Annotated in this window: 19 protein-coding genes; 13 read left to right on the top strand and 6 right to left on the bottom strand. The window is 63.5% G+C overall.

Annotated elements, in window-relative coordinates; all coding sequences use genetic code 11:
• A partial coding sequence (locus OES25_16265; protein MDH3629196.1) for a tetratricopeptide repeat protein occupies nt 1–470 on the bottom strand: 470 nt, incomplete at its 3' end.
• 50 nt (nt 471–520) lie between these two features.
• On the opposite strand from OES25_16265, the gene OES25_16260 reads away from it, so the two are divergent.
• Nucleotides 521–1,798: a DUF2029 domain-containing protein gene (locus tag OES25_16260; protein ID MDH3629195.1), complete on the top strand. Its 1,278-nt coding sequence runs from the start codon at nt 521–523 to the stop codon at nt 1,796–1,798.
• Here OES25_16260 and OES25_16255 read toward each other — a convergent pair.
• Nucleotides 1,770–3,122, bottom strand: coding sequence for an FAD-dependent oxidoreductase (locus OES25_16255; GenBank protein MDH3629194.1), 1,353 nt, complete (start codon nt 3,120–3,122; stop codon nt 1,770–1,772). The two genes, OES25_16260 and OES25_16255, sit on opposite strands and share 29 nt — an antisense overlap.
• Complete coding sequence (locus OES25_16250; GenBank protein ID MDH3629193.1) at nt 3,119–4,201, bottom strand: DUF362 domain-containing protein; 1,083 nt, start codon at nt 4,199–4,201, stop codon at nt 3,119–3,121. The genes OES25_16255 and OES25_16250 overlap by 4 nt, the downstream gene beginning before the upstream one ends.
• A 59-nt stretch (nt 4,202–4,260) precedes the next feature.
• Between OES25_16250 and OES25_16245 the strand changes: the two genes are divergently transcribed.
• From OES25_16245 to OES25_16220, 6 genes are read left to right on the top strand one after another with little or no spacing between them, the layout of a single operon-like run.
• Nucleotides 4,261–5,376 carry a DegT/DnrJ/EryC1/StrS family aminotransferase gene (locus tag OES25_16245; protein ID MDH3629192.1) on the top strand — a complete coding sequence of 372 codons (1,116 nt, stop codon included), beginning with the start codon at nt 4,261–4,263 and terminating at the stop codon, nt 5,374–5,376.
• Nucleotides 5,377–5,378: 2 nt separating this feature from the next.
• Nucleotides 5,379–6,149, top strand: coding sequence for a glycosyltransferase family 2 protein (locus tag OES25_16240; GenBank protein ID MDH3629191.1), 771 nt, complete (start codon nt 5,379–5,381; stop codon nt 6,147–6,149).
• Complete coding sequence (locus tag OES25_16235) at nt 6,133–7,944, top strand: tetratricopeptide repeat protein (GenBank protein MDH3629190.1); 1,812 nt, start codon at nt 6,133–6,135, stop codon at nt 7,942–7,944. Before OES25_16240 ends, OES25_16235 begins: the two co-directional genes overlap by 17 nt.
• Complete coding sequence (locus OES25_16230) at nt 7,941–8,423, top strand: hypothetical protein (GenBank protein ID MDH3629189.1); 483 nt, start codon at nt 7,941–7,943, stop codon at nt 8,421–8,423. Before OES25_16235 ends, OES25_16230 begins: the two co-directional genes overlap by 4 nt.
• 3 nt (nt 8,424–8,426) lie before the next feature.
• Nucleotides 8,427–9,134 carry a ribonuclease III gene (rnc, locus tag OES25_16225; protein ID MDH3629188.1) on the top strand — a complete coding sequence of 236 codons (708 nt, stop codon included), beginning with the start codon at nt 8,427–8,429 and terminating at the stop codon, nt 9,132–9,134.
• Nucleotides 9,135–9,144: 10 nt separating this feature from the next.
• Nucleotides 9,145–10,617 (top strand): DUF4097 domain-containing protein, encoded by a 1,473-nt coding sequence (locus OES25_16220; protein MDH3629187.1) that lies wholly within the window; start codon nt 9,145–9,147, stop codon nt 10,615–10,617.
• Here the strand turns inward: OES25_16220 and moeB are convergent.
• The gene (gene moeB / locus OES25_16215; protein MDH3629186.1) at nt 10,614–11,765 is read right to left on the bottom strand and encodes a molybdopterin-synthase adenylyltransferase MoeB; all 1,152 of its coding nucleotides are present in this window, start codon (nt 11,763–11,765) and stop codon (nt 10,614–10,616) included. The genes OES25_16220 and moeB overlap by 4 nt on opposite strands.
• 88 nt (nt 11,766–11,853) lie before the next feature.
• On the opposite strand from moeB, the gene OES25_16210 reads away from it, so the two are divergent.
• From OES25_16210 to OES25_16185, 6 genes are read left to right on the top strand one after another with little or no spacing between them, the layout of a single operon-like run.
• Nucleotides 11,854–12,618 carry a hydroxymethylpyrimidine/phosphomethylpyrimidine kinase gene (locus tag OES25_16210; GenBank protein ID MDH3629185.1) on the top strand — a complete coding sequence of 255 codons (765 nt, stop codon included), beginning with the start codon at nt 11,854–11,856 and terminating at the stop codon, nt 12,616–12,618.
• On the top strand, nt 12,611–13,246 hold the full coding sequence (locus OES25_16205) for a thiamine phosphate synthase (protein MDH3629184.1): 636 nt from the start codon (nt 12,611–12,613) through the stop codon (nt 13,244–13,246). Before OES25_16210 ends, OES25_16205 begins: the two co-directional genes overlap by 8 nt.
• Nucleotides 13,243–14,394 (top strand): glycine oxidase ThiO, encoded by a 1,152-nt coding sequence (thiO, locus tag OES25_16200; protein MDH3629183.1) that lies wholly within the window; start codon nt 13,243–13,245, stop codon nt 14,392–14,394. The genes OES25_16205 and thiO overlap by 4 nt, the downstream gene beginning before the upstream one ends.
• On the top strand, nt 14,391–14,591 hold the full coding sequence (thiS, locus tag OES25_16195; GenBank protein MDH3629182.1) for a sulfur carrier protein ThiS: 201 nt from the start codon (nt 14,391–14,393) through the stop codon (nt 14,589–14,591). The genes thiO and thiS overlap by 4 nt, the downstream gene beginning before the upstream one ends.
• 44 nt (nt 14,592–14,635) lie before the next feature.
• Entirely contained in the window at nt 14,636–15,412 is a 777-nt protein-coding gene (locus OES25_16190; protein MDH3629181.1) for a thiazole synthase, read from the top strand.
• 32 nt (nt 15,413–15,444) lie between these two features.
• Nucleotides 15,445–16,026, top strand: a complete 582-nt coding sequence (locus tag OES25_16185) for a thiamine phosphate synthase (protein ID MDH3629180.1) — start codon at nt 15,445–15,447, stop codon at nt 16,024–16,026.
• Here the strand turns inward: OES25_16185 and OES25_16180 are convergent.
• Nucleotides 16,023–17,225, bottom strand: coding sequence for a glycoside hydrolase (locus OES25_16180; GenBank protein MDH3629179.1), 1,203 nt, complete (start codon nt 17,223–17,225; stop codon nt 16,023–16,025). The genes OES25_16185 and OES25_16180 overlap by 4 nt on opposite strands.
• Nucleotides 17,222–17,717: DNA translocase FtsK (locus tag OES25_16175; protein ID MDH3629178.1), on the bottom strand; the 496-nt coding region annotated here is incomplete at its 5' end. The genes OES25_16180 and OES25_16175, both read right to left, overlap by 4 nt.

Here is a 17,717-nt window from a genome sequence, read left to right as displayed (position 1 = left end):
GCCGAGACCAGGATCGGATTCAACTCGAGGGCACGCAGGGCCTCGAACTCGGCCTCCGCGCCACGATCGGCCAGCACGAGCGTCTTCGCCCTGACAAGATGGATCTCCGGGTTCTCCGGTTGCAGAACCGAGATCTCATCGAGGCGTCTCAGCGCCGAGTCAAACGCGCCCGTTCGGGCTTCGATTCCCGCCGCCATGTTCTGTGCCAGGGCGTAGCTGCGATCCTCGCGCGGAACCGCATCGCACAATCGTCTCGCCTCTTCGACGTCGCCTGCGGCCAGAGCCGCGACGGCGTCGTTGTACGAGGGGTGGAGTGTCGACGGGTCGGCGGACTTGGTTTCGATCTGCAGGGAGGAGAGAGGCTGGGCAGGCGATGCCGTCGAACTGCGCGAACGCATGTAAAGACCCGCTCCCACGAGAACCGCGAGGAGGAGGGCAAACACCAGAGGGCCGCGCAAGACGTTGGACATCTATTCTCTCCATGGTTTCCGGCCAAGAAAGCACTACAGTAGGGATGACCATGGATTCCGTCAAGATCAGGCGAGTGCTGAAGACGACCGGACTGAGCGCCCTGGTTGTGCTGTCTGCGTGGCACTTTCTCTTCGCCTATCAGCAGGCGCGAAAATTCAATTTTGCCCTGGACTTCCAGATCTTCGCTCAGACGACGGCGGTGTTCTCGCAGACGGGGACGCTCTACCCGCAGGCGGACGATCTCGAGCATTTCGATCCGGGGACGCCGATCTACAAGTTCCCGCCGTTGCTCGCCCTCCTGATCCGTCCGTTCGTTGCGGACGGATCCGTCACGTCGACGGTCTACAACGGGCACTGGATTCTGCAGGGCGTCCTGTTCCTGGCTGCCGCCTTGCTGTGTCTCAGAGTCACCGGCCTGAAGAGAGGGTGGGCCGTCGCCTTCGGGATCCTGTTGGTGAACTACGAGCCGTTCTTCGAGACCCTGTGGCGGCTTCAACTCGAGACTCCGATCTTGCTGTTGCTGGTGGGCTGCGGTTGGGCGCTCCGTAAACGCAACGACCTCCTGGCCGGTGCACTTCTGGGAATCGCCGTGATGCTCAAGATCTATCCGGTGTTCCTGGCCGGCTATCTGCTCTTTCGCTGGCGCTGGCGCGCTCTGGTGGCTCTGGCGTCTTCCGTCTCGGTTCTCTTGCTGATTGAGATGTTTCTGATGGATGTGGGGGAGATTCGCACCTATTACTTCCGGATCCTGCCGTACCTCCTGTCGGAGCCGCCCGTCGGCGGGAGCGAGAACGTCGGCCTAGCACGCTATTTGATCGACTATGCCGGTCTCGCCGGGAACGTGGCAAAGCGCTGTGTGCAGGGCGTCATGATCCTGGGTTTGCTCACCTTCGTCGGGTTGTTTCGACGCGGCGGAGAGGGCTCGAGCGAAGCGAAGACGTGGCTGGAGTTCGGCCTGTTCATCTCCCTCATGCTCACGGTGATGCCGAACAGCTGGGTGAACTATCAGTTGTTACTCGTGATTCCGCTGGCGGCGATCTTCAGCGAACTGCAGTCGAATGCGCAGAGCGCCCAACGCTGGCTGCCGTGGGTCGCCCTGGCGGTATTGCCGCTTCTGTTCTATCAGCCGTGTGCGGATCCGTCGGTCGGATGGCCGTGCGCGCAGACGCCCTCTTTCCTGGGGCTAGGTGCGCTCCCGCGGGGTCTCCACGACCTGTTCGTGCTGCTTCGTGGGTTCAGTGCGCCGCTCTTGTTGGCGATCGGAGTCGGGTTGCACTACGGAGGTAGGTCGCAATCGACTATGCGCGCTTCATCCCACGAAGCCTGAAGCGAACGATGGCAGCGGAGAGGGGGCTGGCTTCCCGATCATCACCGATCAGCGCTTCGGCCGTCCTGACGCCCGACAGGAGTGCCGTGCCGGTGGAGGCGATCGACGGGTGCGTGAGATAGTTTCCCGCGAACCAGACGTTGCGGTACGTCTCGCTCCGAATCGGAGGGTTTCGGTAGTCCCGATGAAAGATCGGGGAGTACATCGGCACGCGGACGAGTCTCGACCAGTCCGTCACGAGCGGTGCTCCGAACAACTCCTCGAAGTCATTCGAATAACGTTGCAGTAGTTCCTCATCGCTGAGGGCGTACATCGGATGATCGCGTCCCGACAGATGGGTCGTGAAGTTCAGAGAGATGTCGTCTCGGCGCCCGATCGTCGGGTTCAGTGCGTCGAGCATGAAGATCCCCGTCGACGCCTGACGTCGTTCGAGAAGATTCAGCCAGTAGAACCGGGGCGAGATGGGTTGTCGGGTCGTGACGATCGCCGAGAGGATGGCGGTGTATCGTATTGAGCGCAGGGTCCTCGTACGATCCTCGGGCAAGAGCCGTGTCGTTGTTTCCGTGGGGATCGTGAAGATGAACTCGTCGGCGCTCAGGGTCTGGCCATCCTCGAGTGTCACCGAACGCACGCGGTCATCGTCGTAGCTGATTTCGGCGACGGAGGCGCGGGTACGAACGGTGATACCGCGATCGAGGAGCGCACGCGTCAATCGATGACAGAGGACCTGGGTCCAATTATGTCCCGGAATGTATCCGAAGGGTGAGGCCCCTTCCCGAAAGTGGAGCCGTGAGCCGATCCAGGCGCCGCTGGACTCTGCGCAGGGGAGGTCGAACTTCAAGCGGGTTAACGGCTCGAACAACGCTTCCCGAACGCCCGGTCCTCCCCAGCGGTCGATCAGTTCCGCAGCGGAGCGACCCTCCCAGTCGGTCCAGTCCCGTTTGAGGAACGCGCGACCCATCAAACGTGCGAAACGAAGTTTGTCCAACGCGCTCATTGGGAAGCGCGCGAACCCGGCCGGGCTGGCAAGGTTGTAGAACCGACCGCCTAGATGAAACAGCATGTCGATCTTTCGCCAGCGAACGAGCGGCAAGGCGGAGAGCCGGTCCAGAAACCAGAGTAGGCCGCGGTCGCGATGCAGGATGTGGTGATAAGCGAGGGGATAGAACCGCCCGTCCCGCTCGATCGACCCTGCCAATCCACCCAGCTCCGAGGCGCGTTCCACGATCGTGATGTCCGTGGCACCGCGCTCCGCCAGCGCGTACGCCGCACCCATTCCCGCAAGACCGCCGCCGACGATGACGACACTCCTGGCTGCCGTCATTTGTCGTTACCGCCTGTGAGGCCGCGCCACTCCCGCTGCCACTGAGCGCCGTAGAGGGGGTGCCGGCGCACCTCATCCCACGCACGACGCGCACGGAAGAGGGTCCACGCACGATAGTAGGCCTTCGCTCCGAGTAGGCAGCCGGTGAAGATCGGTGTGTTGAAGAACAGGCGCTTCATCATCGATCCGCGAAGGATCGTTTCAACCCGGGACACCGCGTTGTGGCGAGCGGGCTTGAACTTGAGCGCGGTGTCATGGGGGTCCAGCCCCAGGACGTCGATGAGGTCGAGGTCGTGATTGCCGAGGCCGCGCTCTGCGCATCGTTGTAGATGGGTTACCGATCGTGGGTCCAGACCCATCTGTACCGCCTGGACCGTGTCCAGCGCCACGGGATCACAGGAGGCGAGGATGCGATCCGCGATCACCGGGTGCCCGTTCTTGGGGCCGTTGCCCTCGAGCGCAACGGTTGCGTCCATCAGCGAAAGGTCGGGGCGGACGATCTCGGTGAGCTCCGCCAACGCGTCGTCAAGCACGAGGTGATACTCGTGTCGCATGGTGGGTAGGCAGCCCCACTGATTCTTGATGGCGCCCGAGAGGCCGGTCTTTGCGTGTGTCTTCATGACCGGCAGAGTGATCCTGCGGGTGTGTTGGAGAATCTCGGGGATCTCGATCCGGCGAAGGACTTTGTTGTCGGGTCGGTCGATGGTGACCGTGGGTGCCCGGGTCATGTTGACCCAGCGTGCGCCGGTGCGATCGCAGACCGCCTTGGTACCGCTCCGAACGAATGCGCTCTCGATGTCCTCGAGCACCTGGTCCGCCTCGACGACGTAGATCTTGCCGACCCGACCGCGGATCGCACGGATAGCCGCCTCGGTCACCATCGGCGAGGTGATCGATCCGGGAATGAACAGGTCCCAACCCAGATTCACTTTCAGTGAGACATCGGCCCCTACGGGGATCTGGCGTGTCCAGTCGACGGCATCCAGTGCGCGCTCGACGGCCCCCTGGACGTCGCCGTCGACGGCCTCAATGGCGACACGGGAGCGTCGACGGGGGGGAGGGGTTGTGATCTCCGGCATGGGAAACGTATCTTAGCAGTCTGACCCATCGTTGGGTGTCCGTGAAAGCAGGTGGCTGGATGACAGTCCCGTTCTGGAGCAGTGGAGAAACGATCGTAGCCGAGCGCGCGGCGATCCTGGACGCCATTGCGCGTGTGCTGGATTCGGGAAGACTGATCCTCGATCGCGAGGTTCGCGAATTCGAGTCGGAGTTCGCGGCGCGCTGTGGTGTGCAACACGGGATCGGTGTCAACAGTGGGACCGACGCGATCCAGCTGGCTCTTCGCGCGCTCGATATCGGACCGGGCAAACGTGTAGCGACGGTTGCTAATGGTGCGATCGCAACCGCTGCCGCGATCGTCTCCGTCGGTGCGGTTCCCTGTTTCGTTGACGTGGATCGTTCTACCGGACTGATGGATCTGGACCAGTTGCAGGCGATGTGCCGCGCGGGGATCGACTGTGTTGTTCCGGTTCATCTCTACGGGCAGTGCGTGGACCTCGATCGCCTTGAACATGTCGCGAACGAGAGTGGCGTTCCGATTGTCGAGGACTGCGCCCAGGCTCACGAGGCGAGCCATCGGGGCCGCGTGGCCGGATCGGTCGGCGCAATGGCAGCCTATTCGTTCTATCCGACCAAGACGTTGGGGGCCGTCGGGGACGGGGGGATGGTGCTCTGTAACGACGATTCGCTCGCGACCCGCTGCAGGCGACTACGTTTCTACGGTCTTGACGAGACCTACAACGCGAGCGAATCGGGGGTCAATTCACGCCTCGACGAATTGCAAGCCGCTGTACTCCGTACCCGCCTCGGGTTCCTGGACTCCTACGTCGAAAGGCGTCGCGCTCTGGCCGCGCGCTACGACGAAGGGCTTGAGCGATCCGGAGTCGAGCTTCCGGGCCGTCTTCCCGGATCCGATCCAAGCTGGCATCTGTACGTGATCCGTCATCGTCAACGGGATGTCCTGCGGGAGGGGCTTACCGCCCGAGGGATCGGCACGGCGGTCCACTACCGGCGGCCGATCCATCAGGTCGATGCTTACCGTGATATGAGTCCCACGAAGGTGGCGTTGCCCGAGACCGAGGCCCGCGCCGACGAGATTCTATCCATCCCACTCTACCCGGGGCTCTCGGACGAAGATCAGCAGCGCGTCATCGATGGCATCGCGGATACACTCTCCACCGTCGGGGGGGCCTGAGAGTGTATCGAGATCGCAAGGTCGTCGTCGTGATGCCCGCCTACAACGCCGGCAAGACACTGCGGCGGACGTGGGAAGAAGTGATCGCCCAGGATTACGTCGATGAGGTGATCGTCGTCGACGATGCCAGTGGGGATGAGACCGTCGAGGTCGCGAGGGGTCTCGAGCGCGTGTACGTCTACAGGCACGACGCCAATCGTGGCTACGGTGGGAACCAGAAGACCTGTTACGCGTTGGCACTCGAGCGTGGGGCGGATATCGCGATCATGGTGCACCCCGATTATCAGTACACGCCGAAACTGATCCCGGCCATGGCATCCATGATCGGCAATCAGCTGTACCACTGCGTGATCGGTTCGAGGATTCTGGGTGGCCAGGCGTGGCGCGGCGGGATGCCGTGGTGGCGCTATGTGAGCAACCGAGGCCTGACCCTGGTGCAGAATCTCTTGATGGGGACGAAACTCTCGGAGTTTCATACCGGGTATCGCGCTTTCTCGCGGGAACTCCTCGAGACGCTCGTGTTGGATGAGAACTCCGACGACTTCGTTTTTGATAATCAAATGCTGGCTCAGATCGTCTGGTCGGGATACGTGATCGCCGAGGTCAGCTGTCCGACTCGCTACTTTGCCGAAGCGTCATCGATCAACTTCAGTCGCAGCGTTAAATACGGGCTTGGCTGTCTGGGGACGGCCATGCAGTACTTCCTGGCCCGCCGCGGCTGGCTATCCCATGCGCGGTTCCCGACCGAGAGGCGTCGTGACGTCGAAGTCTGAGGCGATCCCACGAGATCGTTTCTATTCGGTGCTCGCACTGATCTGTGGCGTCGCGGTCGTGACGCGGGTTGCCTACCTCGGCTTCCAGGCGTCGGTCGATCCGTGGTTCAGTGTGCCGACCAACGACGCAAAGTATTTCGTCGATTGGGCGCGTTCCATTGTCGAGCACGGCACGGGCCCATCCGGTGCCTACTATCTGGCGCCGCTGTATCCCATGCTGATGTCGCTTCTGTGGTTCGTCGCCGGCCCCAGCCTTCCGCTGATTTATGTCCTCCAGCACGGTATCTCGATCGCGACCGCAGCGGTCGTCGCCATCGGTGGACGTCATGTGGTGGGTCCTCGTGCGGCCCTGTTCGCCGCCGCCCTGTTCGTGTTCCATCACCCCTTGATCTACTTTGCGTCCCGTATTCAGGGTGAAACCCTGGCGATCGGACTCCTGCTCTGGGCCGTGGTGGATCGAGTACGAAGAGACGACGATCGTATCTGGCACGTGCCTCTGTTGCTGGGTCTTGCCACGTTGGCGCGACCGAACCTATTGTTGATTGCTCTCTTGTGGATTGCTGCGGATGTCCTGCGTCGTCGCTGGCGGAGAGCGTTCGTTTTCGGCGCCATCTTCGTTCTGACGCTTGCCCCGATCGCAGTGCGAAATTTCGTAGCGTCCGGCCATTTCGTTCCTGTTTCCGCCAATGGCGGAATGACCCTCTATCACGGGAACGGCAGAGACGCCGGCGGCCAATTCACGGGGGTTCCCGGTATGGTCACGGATGTCACTCTGCAGCGTAGCGAGGCAACCCGTTTCGCCCGCATGCAAAGTGGAGACATGAGTCTGGACGATGTGGAGGCCGACGCCTGGTGGGCTCGACAGGCGATCGAGGAACGTATCGGGCATCCCATTGACAGCCTTGGGCTCCTTGGGCGGCGAGTGCTGCTCACGGCTGCGAACTACGAGATTGGTCTCGAGAGTTATCCGGCATTGGACCCCACGCCCTCGCGGCTCGTCTTTCGATTGGGAGGGTCGGCGGGAATCGCATTCATACCGTTCGCCCTTCTGCTGGGTTTGAGCGCGACGGTGGTTTTTGATCGACGTTGGCGGCGGAAGATTCCCGTCGATTTCTGGCTGGCGTTGTTGGGGTGTCTGGCCACTCCGCTCTTGTTCTACGTTTCGAGTCGATATCGGGTTCCGCTGACGGCGCTGATGTGCGTTCCGGCGGGTCTCGGCGTCGAGCGGATCCTCGCGGAGAACTGGGGTCTACGCTCCCGGGCGACGATCGCCGGCATTGCTGTCTTGCTGGGTTCGCTGGGATTGAGCGCCCTCGTGGACGTGAACTCCGAGCGCGTGGGCTACCACCGCAACGCAAGTCAGGCGAGGCTGGACTCGGGAGATATAGCGTCCGCACTGCTGGAGGCTCGGGAAGCTGTCCGTCTGGGTGAAGAAGATGCCGGATCACACTGTGTGCTCGGTATCGTTCTAGAGCGCTCCGGAGAATTCGACGGGGCAATCGAGAGCTATCGCGAGGCACTACGTCGGGACGAGTACTTTGCGTTCGCGAGCGAGGCACTTTCTCGGCTCCTCGCTCGAAGGGGCGACACGGACGAAGCGATCGAGGTGCTCGAGCGCGCCCTCCGCGTGACCCCGAGTTGTCGCGATTGTTGGTATAACCTCATGGCAGTCTGGATCGTCAAGGGCGATCCCGGTCACGCATCGGAGGTCCGTGGGCGCATGCGCGCCGCCGGCTTCGCGGTGCCCGACCACCTGAAGGTTGCGTTGGACCAACTCATGGAGGCACAGCCGTGACTCGCTCTGGTCGAGGAGCCGCGATCCTGACCCTCTCCCTGTTGTCGGCAGCGCTGGGTTGCGGGACTCATGTGAGCGACACCGGCTACACCGGTGTCTGGCAGGGCGTCGAGGGGAGTGGCTCTACCATCTCACTGAAATCGGTTGACGGACAGTTCGTGCTTTCGTGGTTAGCAAACGATATCGGTCGCGAGATTCAATGCGATGGACGTGGGCTGTGCAGCGAGTCGAAAGATGGAGCGTTAGTCTACAAGTATGAATTTCAGAGTTTGCCGATGATCGTCGGCGAGCCTCTCCGAATCCGTTGCATCGGCACTTCGGTAGATCCTAGAGCTGCGGGGATGAACTTGATCGACGAGTTTCGCCTTGGCGACGACGGGCTCACCCTTGAGGTGTACACGATCGAGCGCGCGGGAGAAACATTACGTCCTCCGACTGGACCGAGGCGTTACCGAAAGTTGTCGAACCGGCCGTCCTGAACCATGGGTAAACCAACCATCGCAGCACTCGAAGTCGCGCTCGGCTACCGGTTCAAGGATCGACAGTTGCTTGGGCGGGCATTGACGCATCGCTCGCATAGTCACGAGCAGAACGCTCCGCTGGATCATTACGAACGGATGGAGTTTCTCGGCGACGCACTTCTCGGATTCGTCGTCGCCGACGAGTTGCTGAAGCGGGACGCCGAGGCCGACGAAGGCACACTGTCCCGGCGTCGCCAGCAAATCGTGCGTGCGGAGACGCTCGCGGAGGTCTCGGGCCTGTTGGGGCTCGGGGTCGTTGCACATCTGGGGCGTGGCGAGGATCAATCCGGCGGCCGAGAGAAAGTGTCGCTTCTGGCGGACCTCTTCGAGTCGGTTCTGGCGGCGATCTATCTCGATGGGGGGATTCGTCCGGCCCGAGCCTTCGTTCGGCGCCATCTTCGTGGCCAGCTTCGGGCTTCCTCTGAGGGGGAGGATGCACCTTCGGATGCCAAGACCCGATTGCAGGAGCGGGTCCAGGGTCGCTTGCAGGTCACCCCACGCTACCGTATCGTTTCTAAGAGCGGTCTCGCCCATGCCCTGCAGTTCACGGCTGAAGTTCTCATTGGTCAGGTCGTCTACGGTTGCGGCGAAGGTGGCAGCCGAAAGGCTGCCGAGCAGTCGGCGGCCAAACAGGCATTGCAGAAACTGGCGGGTGAATTCGACGCATGAGGAGCGACCCTTGAGACACCTCAAAAGAAGACTGGGCAGTGCGCTGCTTCTGACATGGGTCTCTGCGTGTCTGATGGGGCACGTCGCCGCCGAGGAGGAGGAGTTCGAACTCCTCAGCGACCAATCGGAGGGCATCCTCGAATTGCAGGGTGAAACGCGTCTGCGGATCGACGCGATTCGGGGCCACATCTCCCTTCGTCGGAGTGCCGAAGGAGAAATGCGTTTTGCGGCGGTCCGGGAGGAGAATCGCAGGGAAGAGATGCCCATCTTGCTGTGGGTCCGCGACCGAGAGTTGGTCCTGGCACCGCCGGAAGATGCGGCGGATGAACGGTACTACTTGGAGATCACGATCCCCGCGGAGCTGGCGACGTTCGTCGATACGACAGACAGCACGCTCTCCAGCGCGGGATTGGCCGGCGACCTCTCGTTGATCGGGAAGCAATCGCGGACCCATGTTCGCGGCCAACAGGGGGCGCTGACGATCGAGCAGGAGGGCGGCACGCTCGACGTGGATCAGGTTGCACTCGAGTCCGATCTCCGTCTCGCGGACGTCCGTGGTCGCATCCAACGACTCGACGGACCGCTCGATCTCGTCGCCCGGGAGTCCACGATCGAGTTGATCGATGCCAACAACACGGTGTCTCTGGAGCTGGAGCAGACGAAGCTGGTCGCGTCCCGACTTCAATCGCGCGGTGAGATCCATGCGACCGGCGGGACGGTCGATATCCGCGAGTGTTCTCGTGGGTTTTCCATCGAACTGGACGAGACGCCGCTCACGTTGACCGACATCGGCGGACCGGTGGAGGTGGACACGAACGCATCGGTTCGATTCCATAATCTGACGGCTCGACTGCGCGTTCATGGTTACGGCGCGCCGGTGTACGGCAAGGGGGCGCGGTTCGGCGTGGATGTCGAGACCACCGAGGCCGAAGTCACTCTGGAGGATCTCGGCGGGAACAGTTCGGTCCGCGGCAGCAGCCTGCGTCTGACGATCGACGGCGTCAAGGCTCAAAACCTCACCATCGAGACGAACTACTCCAGCATCGAGGCCAAGAATATCGACGCCGAGTTGACGATCAGCAACGACTTCGGCGACATCTCGATCAAGGGTGCGGTCAAGCCGGTGACCGTCATGTCTCGGGGTGGCAGCGTGCGGGCGCACGACCTGTCGGGGGCCGTGAAGATCGAGGGTGAGGGGGAACTGTTCGAGGCGGTCTGGCTGAAGGCGCCGGCGGACGGTCAGAACGTGATCATCAACGAGTCGGGGGATGTGCGGGTCGCTCTCGCGACGGACTCCGGGATGAAGATCGCTGCCGAGACCGAGTACGGAGAGGTCGTCAGTTCGCTCCCCGGTCTGGAGATGTCCGGCGACAACAAGAGCGCCACGGGAAATGTCGGTGGGAGTCGCGGTACCTCGACACTTCAGGCGAAGGCGGTGGGTAGCGTCTATATCGACGGCATCGCCGTCGTCGGCGGTAATTAGTAGCGGGGAACGACGGGATCGATCCGGGTCGACCACTCGTCGATTCCGCCGGTCAGGTTTCTCACGTTGTGGATGCCCTGCTCCGTGAGGTATCCGGTGGCCGCGGCGCTTCGTATCCCGGTGTGGCAGTAGACGACCCAGGGTGCGGAGCGGTCGAGCTCCTCCCAACGTCCCGCCAGCTGGTCCAACGGGATCCACGCATGATCCGGGATCCGGCAGATCTGTCGTTCCTCTGCGGTCCGTACGTCAAGCACACGGGCGTTGCCATCGGCGGCCAGCTCCCGTGCGAGATCCGTCACGGAGACGGCGTCCACCGATTTCGGTTCGTTGCGGGCACAGGTGGAGGCGACATCGACCAGGGGGCGATCCCGCATGCCGGGGCCGCAACCGGGGCAGTCGGGGTCCCGCCGAAGTTCGAGAATACGGACCTGCATCGAAAGAGCGTCGTAGAGAAGTAATCGGCCGGTGAGTAGTTCGCCGTGTCCGAGTAATAGCTTGATGGCCTCGGTGGCTTGCAGCGTTCCAACCGTGCCGGGAAGGACGCCGAGGACGCCGCCTTCGGCACAGTTCGGTACCGATCCGGCGGGAGGGGGTTCGGGGAACAGGCATCGATAACATGGACCGTGCTCGGCCCAGAAGACGGAAACCTGTCCCTCGAAGCGGAAGATGCTTCCGTGAACGTTGGGCTTGTCCAGTCGAAGGCAGGCGTCGTTTACCAGGTAGCGCGTGGGGAAATTGTCGGTTCCGTCGAGGATCACGTCGTAGCCGGACAAGATGCCAAGGGCGTTGCTCGCGTCCAGCCGGGTGTCATGCCCGACGAACTCGACATGTGGGTTGATCGCCTGGAGTCGCTCGATCGCAACCTGTAGTTTGGGGCGACCGACGTCATCGGTGGTGTAGAGGACCTGGCGCTGGAGATTGCTGCTCTCGACGCGATCGAATTCGACAATGCCGATTCTGCCGACGCCGGCGGCCGCCAGGTAGACCGCGGCGGGAGCGCCGAGACCGCCGGCACCGACGATCAATGCACTTCCACGGCTCAGGCGCTTCTGCCCATCGAGGCCGACACCGGGAAGTGTTAGATGCCGGCTGTAGCGGCCGATCTCTTCCGGGGTCAGATCGGGGCCGCCGGGCGGACGATCGGTCAAGGTGCTCCTCCAGTGGCAGTGGGGTACGGACCCGTGAGCCGATATGATAGCGCTGGTTAGGGGGGGGCGGAAGTTAGTGGAGAGGCCCGTGGATCCCAGCGTCCTGGCGATTGCCGCTACCGACGGTCTCGTGAGGGCCGGATTGCTCGTCGATATCCTCACGATCCGCGAGCACGGCCTGCGTCCCCTCGCCGTCGTTACGGCGATTACCGCCCAGGATGACGCCGGTCTTGTCGGGAAGCTCACCACGCCGGTTGAGTCCATTAGAGATCAGTTTCTTGCCATCGACCGTTCGGAGAGTCCGGCATCCGTGAAGATGGGCGCCCTGACCGACGGCGCGACGATTGAGACGGTCCATCGCTGGCTCGTGGATCGCCCTCGGAAAGGGGTGGTTCTGGATCCGGTCCTGACGACGAGTGCCGGTGGCGTCCTGTTGGAGGGCGGCGAACTGGCGACGCTCCGCCAGGCCCTGTTGCCACACGTCGATCTCTTGACGCCGAATCTTCCCGAGACCGAACGTCTGGTCGGTGCTTCGATGGGGAGTCCGCGTGATGTGGAACACGCGGCGAAGTCGCTTCTCGGTATGGGAGTCGGAAATGTTCTCATCAAGGGTGGGCACGCGGAGTGGCTCGACGGAGCCGATCTCCTGGCGCACGACGACGCGTTGACCTGGTTGCCGGGCAGGTTCATCGCCGGGACCCGGTTGCGGGGCTCGGGCTGTCGCCTGTCGACCTCCATCGCGTGCGGCCTCGCGACGGGCCTCACGCTTCTGGACGCCGTCGATGCCGCTCGTCGTTGGCTGGCACCGTTGCTGGCCGCGTCCGCCGTCGAAATCGAGGGACCGCGTGGCTAGCGTCGGCAGACTGCATGTGTTGACGACGGACGCCTACGGTGGGGCGATCGATCACCTGGAGATTGCCCGGGAGTCCCTCGCCGGTGGGGCCGATACGATCCAGTATCGAGCGAAGGCCGACGGGTCGAAACTCACCGAGCCGCGTCTGCTGGAGTTGATCGACCTGAGTCGCCGTTACGAGGCGACGTTGCTGGTGAATGATGACGTGGGCCTCGCGGCTCGATACGGCCTGGGTGTACACCTCGGCGCAGGGGATGTTAATCCGATGGAGGCGCGACGTCGCCTGGGGGCGAGGGCCTGCATCGGTTTTACGGTGCACGATGCGCGCGAGGCACGATACTCCCGCGAGTTGCCGGTCGACTATGTGGGTGTCGGCCCGGTCTTCGGAAGCACCAGCAAGCCGTCGGCAGGGCCGGCGCTCGGACTCGACGGACTCGCGCGGATCGTCGGTGAGGTCCAGGTTCCGGTCATCGCGATCGGGAACATCCGGGTAGAATCGGTCCGGGCGGTCCTCGCCGCCGGCGCCTACGGCGTCGCGGTTGGGGCGGCGGTCGCGGCGGCGGCGAATCGCCGTGATGCAACACGAGCGCTGTCGGATACCATGGGGGTGCGGGAGACGTTGCCATGAGCGAGAGTTCCAGAGAGAAGCAGACGCTGGTCGTCGGAGCCGGCATCATCGGGCTGACCCTCGCGGACGCGCTGCTACGACGTGGTCGGCAGGTCATGGTCATCGAACGGGATCGACCCGGGTGTGGCTCGACATGGGCGGCCGGGGGAATGTTGGCGCCGATCTCGGAGGCCGAGCACCGCGACCCCGACCTGCTCGCGCTTGCCCAGAGGAGTCTCGAGAGTTACCCGCGCTTTGTGCACCGCCTGGAAGGCGATACCGGTCTTCAGTGTGGCTACAGCGATCAGGGCTCCCTGTGGGTCGCAGGCAATCGGGACGATCGGGAAGAATTGAATCACTTGCGCCAGACACTCGAGCAGCAATCGTTGCGGGTCGAGACCCTCGACGGCGAACATCTGAGCCAGCTTGAACCGCATCTCTCGGGTCGTGTGCAATTCGGTCTGCGAGTCGACGGCGATCATCAGGTCGACCCCCGCGCGCTCGTACTCTGTCTCGAGCAGTCGATTCGCTCCCGAGGTGGCAAGATCGTCTCCGGGGCTCGGGTCGAGGAGATCCTCGAGCACGGCGGACGCGTTCGCGGAGTCGCCGGACAGACCCGAAGAGGAGAGTCGTTTCGGCTGGAAGCGGACGAGGTGGTCCTTGCCGCCGGCGCCTGGAGCGCGCGGGGCATCCGGCTTCCGATCGAGCCCATCGATGTGAGGCCGGTGAAGGGGCAGCTCCTGCGGCTACGGGGCGAGACCCTCTTGCGTCACGTGGTTCGCACGCCCGACGTCTATCTTATTCCCCGAGCGGATGGCGAGCTTCTGGTGGGTGCGACGATGGAGGAGATGGGGTTCGACAGCACTCCGACGGCCGGACCGGTCATGGATCTATTGCGCCACGCGTGGGAGATCCTACCGGGTACCTACGATCTGGAGCTGGCCGAGATCTGTGTCGGCTTACGACCGGCGCTGGACGATCAGCGGCCGGCGATCGGACCGACATCGGTTTCGGGTTTGTTCCTCGCCGTAGGGCACTTCCGCAACGGAGTCCTTCTGGCGCCGGCGACGGCGGCGGGGCTGGCCGACTGGATCGTGGATGACGTCGAGCCGGACTATCTTCGCGCGTTCCATCCCCGGCTGACTGCGTCGGTAGGGGAGTCCTCGTGACGGAGTATCGTTTAAACGGTGAAAGTCTGCCGTTCGAGCAAGTGACGATGGACGAGCTCGTCGCGCGACTCGCAGCGGCGCCCCAGGGCGTCGCCGTCGCGCGGAACGGACGCGTGGTGCCGCGACGGGACTGGCAACGGGTGCAGGTCGAGGTAGACGATGAGATCGAGATCGTCGTCGCAGTTCAGGGAGGCTAGTAGTGACCACCATCGACGAACGGGCCGTGGGAGAGTGTTGGCAGCTGGCGGGACACCGGTTTCACTCACGGTTGTTGCTCGGCACCGCCCGCTACCCCAGCCGGAGGCATCTGCTGGAATCGTTGTCCGCATCGGGTACGGAGATCGCCACGGTTTCGATACGTCGCGTGGGGATGCAGACCGGTGAAGGGAATCTCTACGAAGCCCTGACACAGCGCGGGCTTCGTCTGCTTCCGAATACCGCCGGTTGCTACACGGCCCACGACGCCGTGTTGACGGCCCAGCTTGCTCGAGAGGCGCTCGGGACGGACTGGATCAAGCTGGAGGTCATCGCTGACGACGACACACTGTTGCCGGATACCGATGGGTTGCTGCAGGCGGCGCGGACACTGATCGCCGACGGCTTCGTCGTTCTGCCGTACACCAATGACGACCCGGTCACCGCGCTCAAGCTTGAGGATCTGGGTTGTGCGGCGGTGATGCCTCTCGGGGCGCCGATCGGGTCGGGTCTCGGGATTCGTAACCCGCACAACCTCGAACTGATCCGGCGGCGGGCCGGAGTTCCGGTCATCGTGGATGCCGGTGTCGGCACCGCGTCGGACGTGACGGTTGCGCTGGAATTGGGTTGCGATGCCGTTCTCCTCAATACGGCCGTCGCGCGGGCGCGCGACCCCGAGCTGATGGCGAAGGCGATGCGACATGCGGCCGAGGCCGGCCGAGACGCGTACCGTGCCGGTCGCATCCCGCGAAAAGAGCTGGCCGTGGCTTCATCCCCACGGGTGGGTCGCATCGGTCGTGATCGAGGGGCGTCGCGAACCTGAACTCGCCACCGCGGATCCTGCTGGTCGCCGACGTGGCACGTGCGTCGTCCGAGTCGATTCTGTTCGAGCGCATACGGGCGGCACTCGCAGGCGCGTCGATGAGGGTGTGGGTGCGGGATGTCGTCGCGGACGACGCCTCGTATCGAGACCGGATCGTTCGACTGATCGACGGGATCGTTCCGGCGTCCCGACTGGTCGTTCACGGTCGACCGGATCTTGCCGAAGAGATCGGGGCCGGGGTCCATTTCGCGGCCCGCGCGGCGGCAGTGATCTCCCCGCCCGGTCGATGGGTGAGTCGGGCGGTCCACGACCACGACGAGCTGATCCGGGCCGAGGCGTCCGGTGCCACGACGTTGGTGGTCGGGACCGTATTCGAAACACCTTCAAAGCCCGGTCGGGAGACTCTCGGTGTCGGGGGTCTAGGAAGACTGTGCCGTCAGGCCAACCGACCGGTCTACGCGATCGGTGGGATCGATGAGACCAACGCCCGGGCGGTCGTCGAGGCCGGGGCCCACGGCGTCGCCGTCTGTGGCGCGATCATGGGGGCCGAGGAGCCCGCCGCAGTCGCGGCACGAATCGCTGGGATTGTGGGTTCCACCGCGTCGTCGGGTTAGAACCGGACCTCGACAACTTTCAGCGCGTCCCGGCCGCCGATGGTCCAGGCGACCCACAGGGCGTCGTTCACACGTGTGCTTCGTGGAAAGCCCGAGCGGCGTTGTGGGGAGGCCTCGCCGAGTACCTGGACCTCCATCGGGTCTCCGTCGGGATCGATTCCCCCGAGAACGATCTCGCCGTTCGAGGCGCCTCGTCGCAGCCAGACGACGACCACGCGGCCATCGGAAAGGATACGTACCGATACCCGCCCGACGGGATCCTCGTCCGGGAGCACGATGGGTTCCGCAAACGAACGCCCACCATCCTCCGAAATGGCGAGCTTGACCCGTGGTTGGTCATCGGCCTGAGTGAACCAGGCCAGAGCGACTCGCTGTGCCGAGCTATCCAGGGCGGGTCCATTGACCGGACAGCCCGCGATCTTCCAGCGGTCGTCGTGGACGACGGCCGGTGAGGTCCAGCCGGTCTCGGTCTGTCGGATGACGGCGATGTCTCGAATCTCGGCCGGCGTATGGTCTCGATAGGCCAGCAGCATGCCGTCGTCTGTCGTGGTCATCGCCGTCTGGCAGCAGCTGCACACGTCCGGATCCAGGAGCTGGCCGTCACTTGCCTCATCGTTGGTCGGCCAGTTCAGGACACGCAATTGCATCTTGCCGGTGCCGCCCTGGACGGTGTCTCGTCCGTCGAGCCACGCGATGTGTTGTAGCCCCTCTGCGGGACTCATGGAAACGAATCCATATTCCGCCGGCGGTTGGGATTCGTGCAGTGAGAGCGGGGACTGCCAGGTCGTGCCGTCCGCGTTGCCACGAACGACCTGGATCCGTTGCCCGAACTTCGCGCGGGTCTCATCTCGGCTGTAACTGACCAGAATCTCACCGGTCCGATCGATCCCGAGGCGCGGGAAGTCGGCCCAGTTGACGAACAGTCGAGCGTGTTCTGCGACCGTGGTCGTGGGTTGCCAGCCACTCTTCAGGCGGCGAGCGATCTGCACCCGACCCGGCGTGTCATCGGTGGGCGGGGTCAGCCAGCTAAGGACGACCGTACCGTCCGGTTGGGTGGCAAGATCGGGGAATGTGGCGCCCGGAGGCGCGGGGTGATCGACAAGGCTGAGGGTCGCGGGACGGTCTGCTCCGCCGCAGCCGGAAAGCGTCACGAGGAACAGGGTCGTGAAGAGAGAGACCCGAAGAATGGGAGCCATCATCCGACGAGTTGCTCCAGATAGTCCTCGCCGACGAGGATCTCTCTTGGCTTGCTTCCTTCGCCACGCCCGACGATCCCCTCTTGCTCCATCATGTCCACGATTCGCGCGGCTCGGGCATAGCCGAGTTGAAGCCGTCGTTGGATCAAGGTGATCGAGCACTTGCCTTCCTGAACGACGACACGGACGGCTTCGGCGAACATCTCGTCGCGCTCGCCCTCGAAGCCGTTGCGGGACTCCGCCGGATCTTCGAGGACCGATTCGTCGTATTCGGGGTTGGCCATCTTCTTGAGAAACGAGGTCACCCGGCTGATCTCCGGCTCCGTGATGTAACCGCTGTGGATACGTTGGAGCCGTGAGGACCCCGTCGGGAGTAGCAGCATGTCGCCACGCCCGAGGAGGTTCTCTGCACCCTGCTGGTCGATGATCGTGCGAGAGTCCACTCGTTGAGAGACCCGGAAGGCGATCCGTGACGGGAAATTCGCCTTGATCGTT

This window comes from Acidobacteriota bacterium (assembly GCA_029861955.1).
Classification (GTDB): domain Bacteria; phylum Acidobacteriota; class Polarisedimenticolia; order Polarisedimenticolales; family Polarisedimenticolaceae; genus JAOTYK01.
Note: the sequence above shows the minus strand (reverse complement) of the source record. Positions and strands in the feature narration are given on the sequence as shown.

Bases quoted from the DNA above. Each gene is read 5' to 3' on its own strand.
- rnc (MDH3629188.1), top strand. From the start codon at position 8,427: ATGGGTAAACCAACCATCGCAGCACTCGAAGTCGCGCTCGGCTACCGG.
- OES25_16260 (MDH3629195.1), top strand. From the start codon at position 521: ATGGATTCCGTCAAGATCAGGCGAGTGCTGAAGACGACCGGACTGAGC.
- OES25_16180 (MDH3629179.1), bottom strand. From the start codon at position 17,225: ATGATGGCTCCCATTCTTCGGGTCTCTCTCTTCACGACCCTGTTCCTC.
- thiO (MDH3629183.1), top strand. From the start codon at position 13,243: ATGAGCGAGAGTTCCAGAGAGAAGCAGACGCTGGTCGTCGGAGCCGGC.
- OES25_16250 (MDH3629193.1), bottom strand. From the start codon at position 4,201: ATGCCGGAGATCACAACCCCTCCCCCCCGTCGACGCTCCCGTGTCGCC.
- OES25_16255 (MDH3629194.1), bottom strand. From the start codon at position 3,122: ATGACGGCAGCCAGGAGTGTCGTCATCGTCGGCGGCGGTCTTGCGGGA.
- OES25_16245 (MDH3629192.1), top strand. From the start codon at position 4,261: ATGACAGTCCCGTTCTGGAGCAGTGGAGAAACGATCGTAGCCGAGCGC.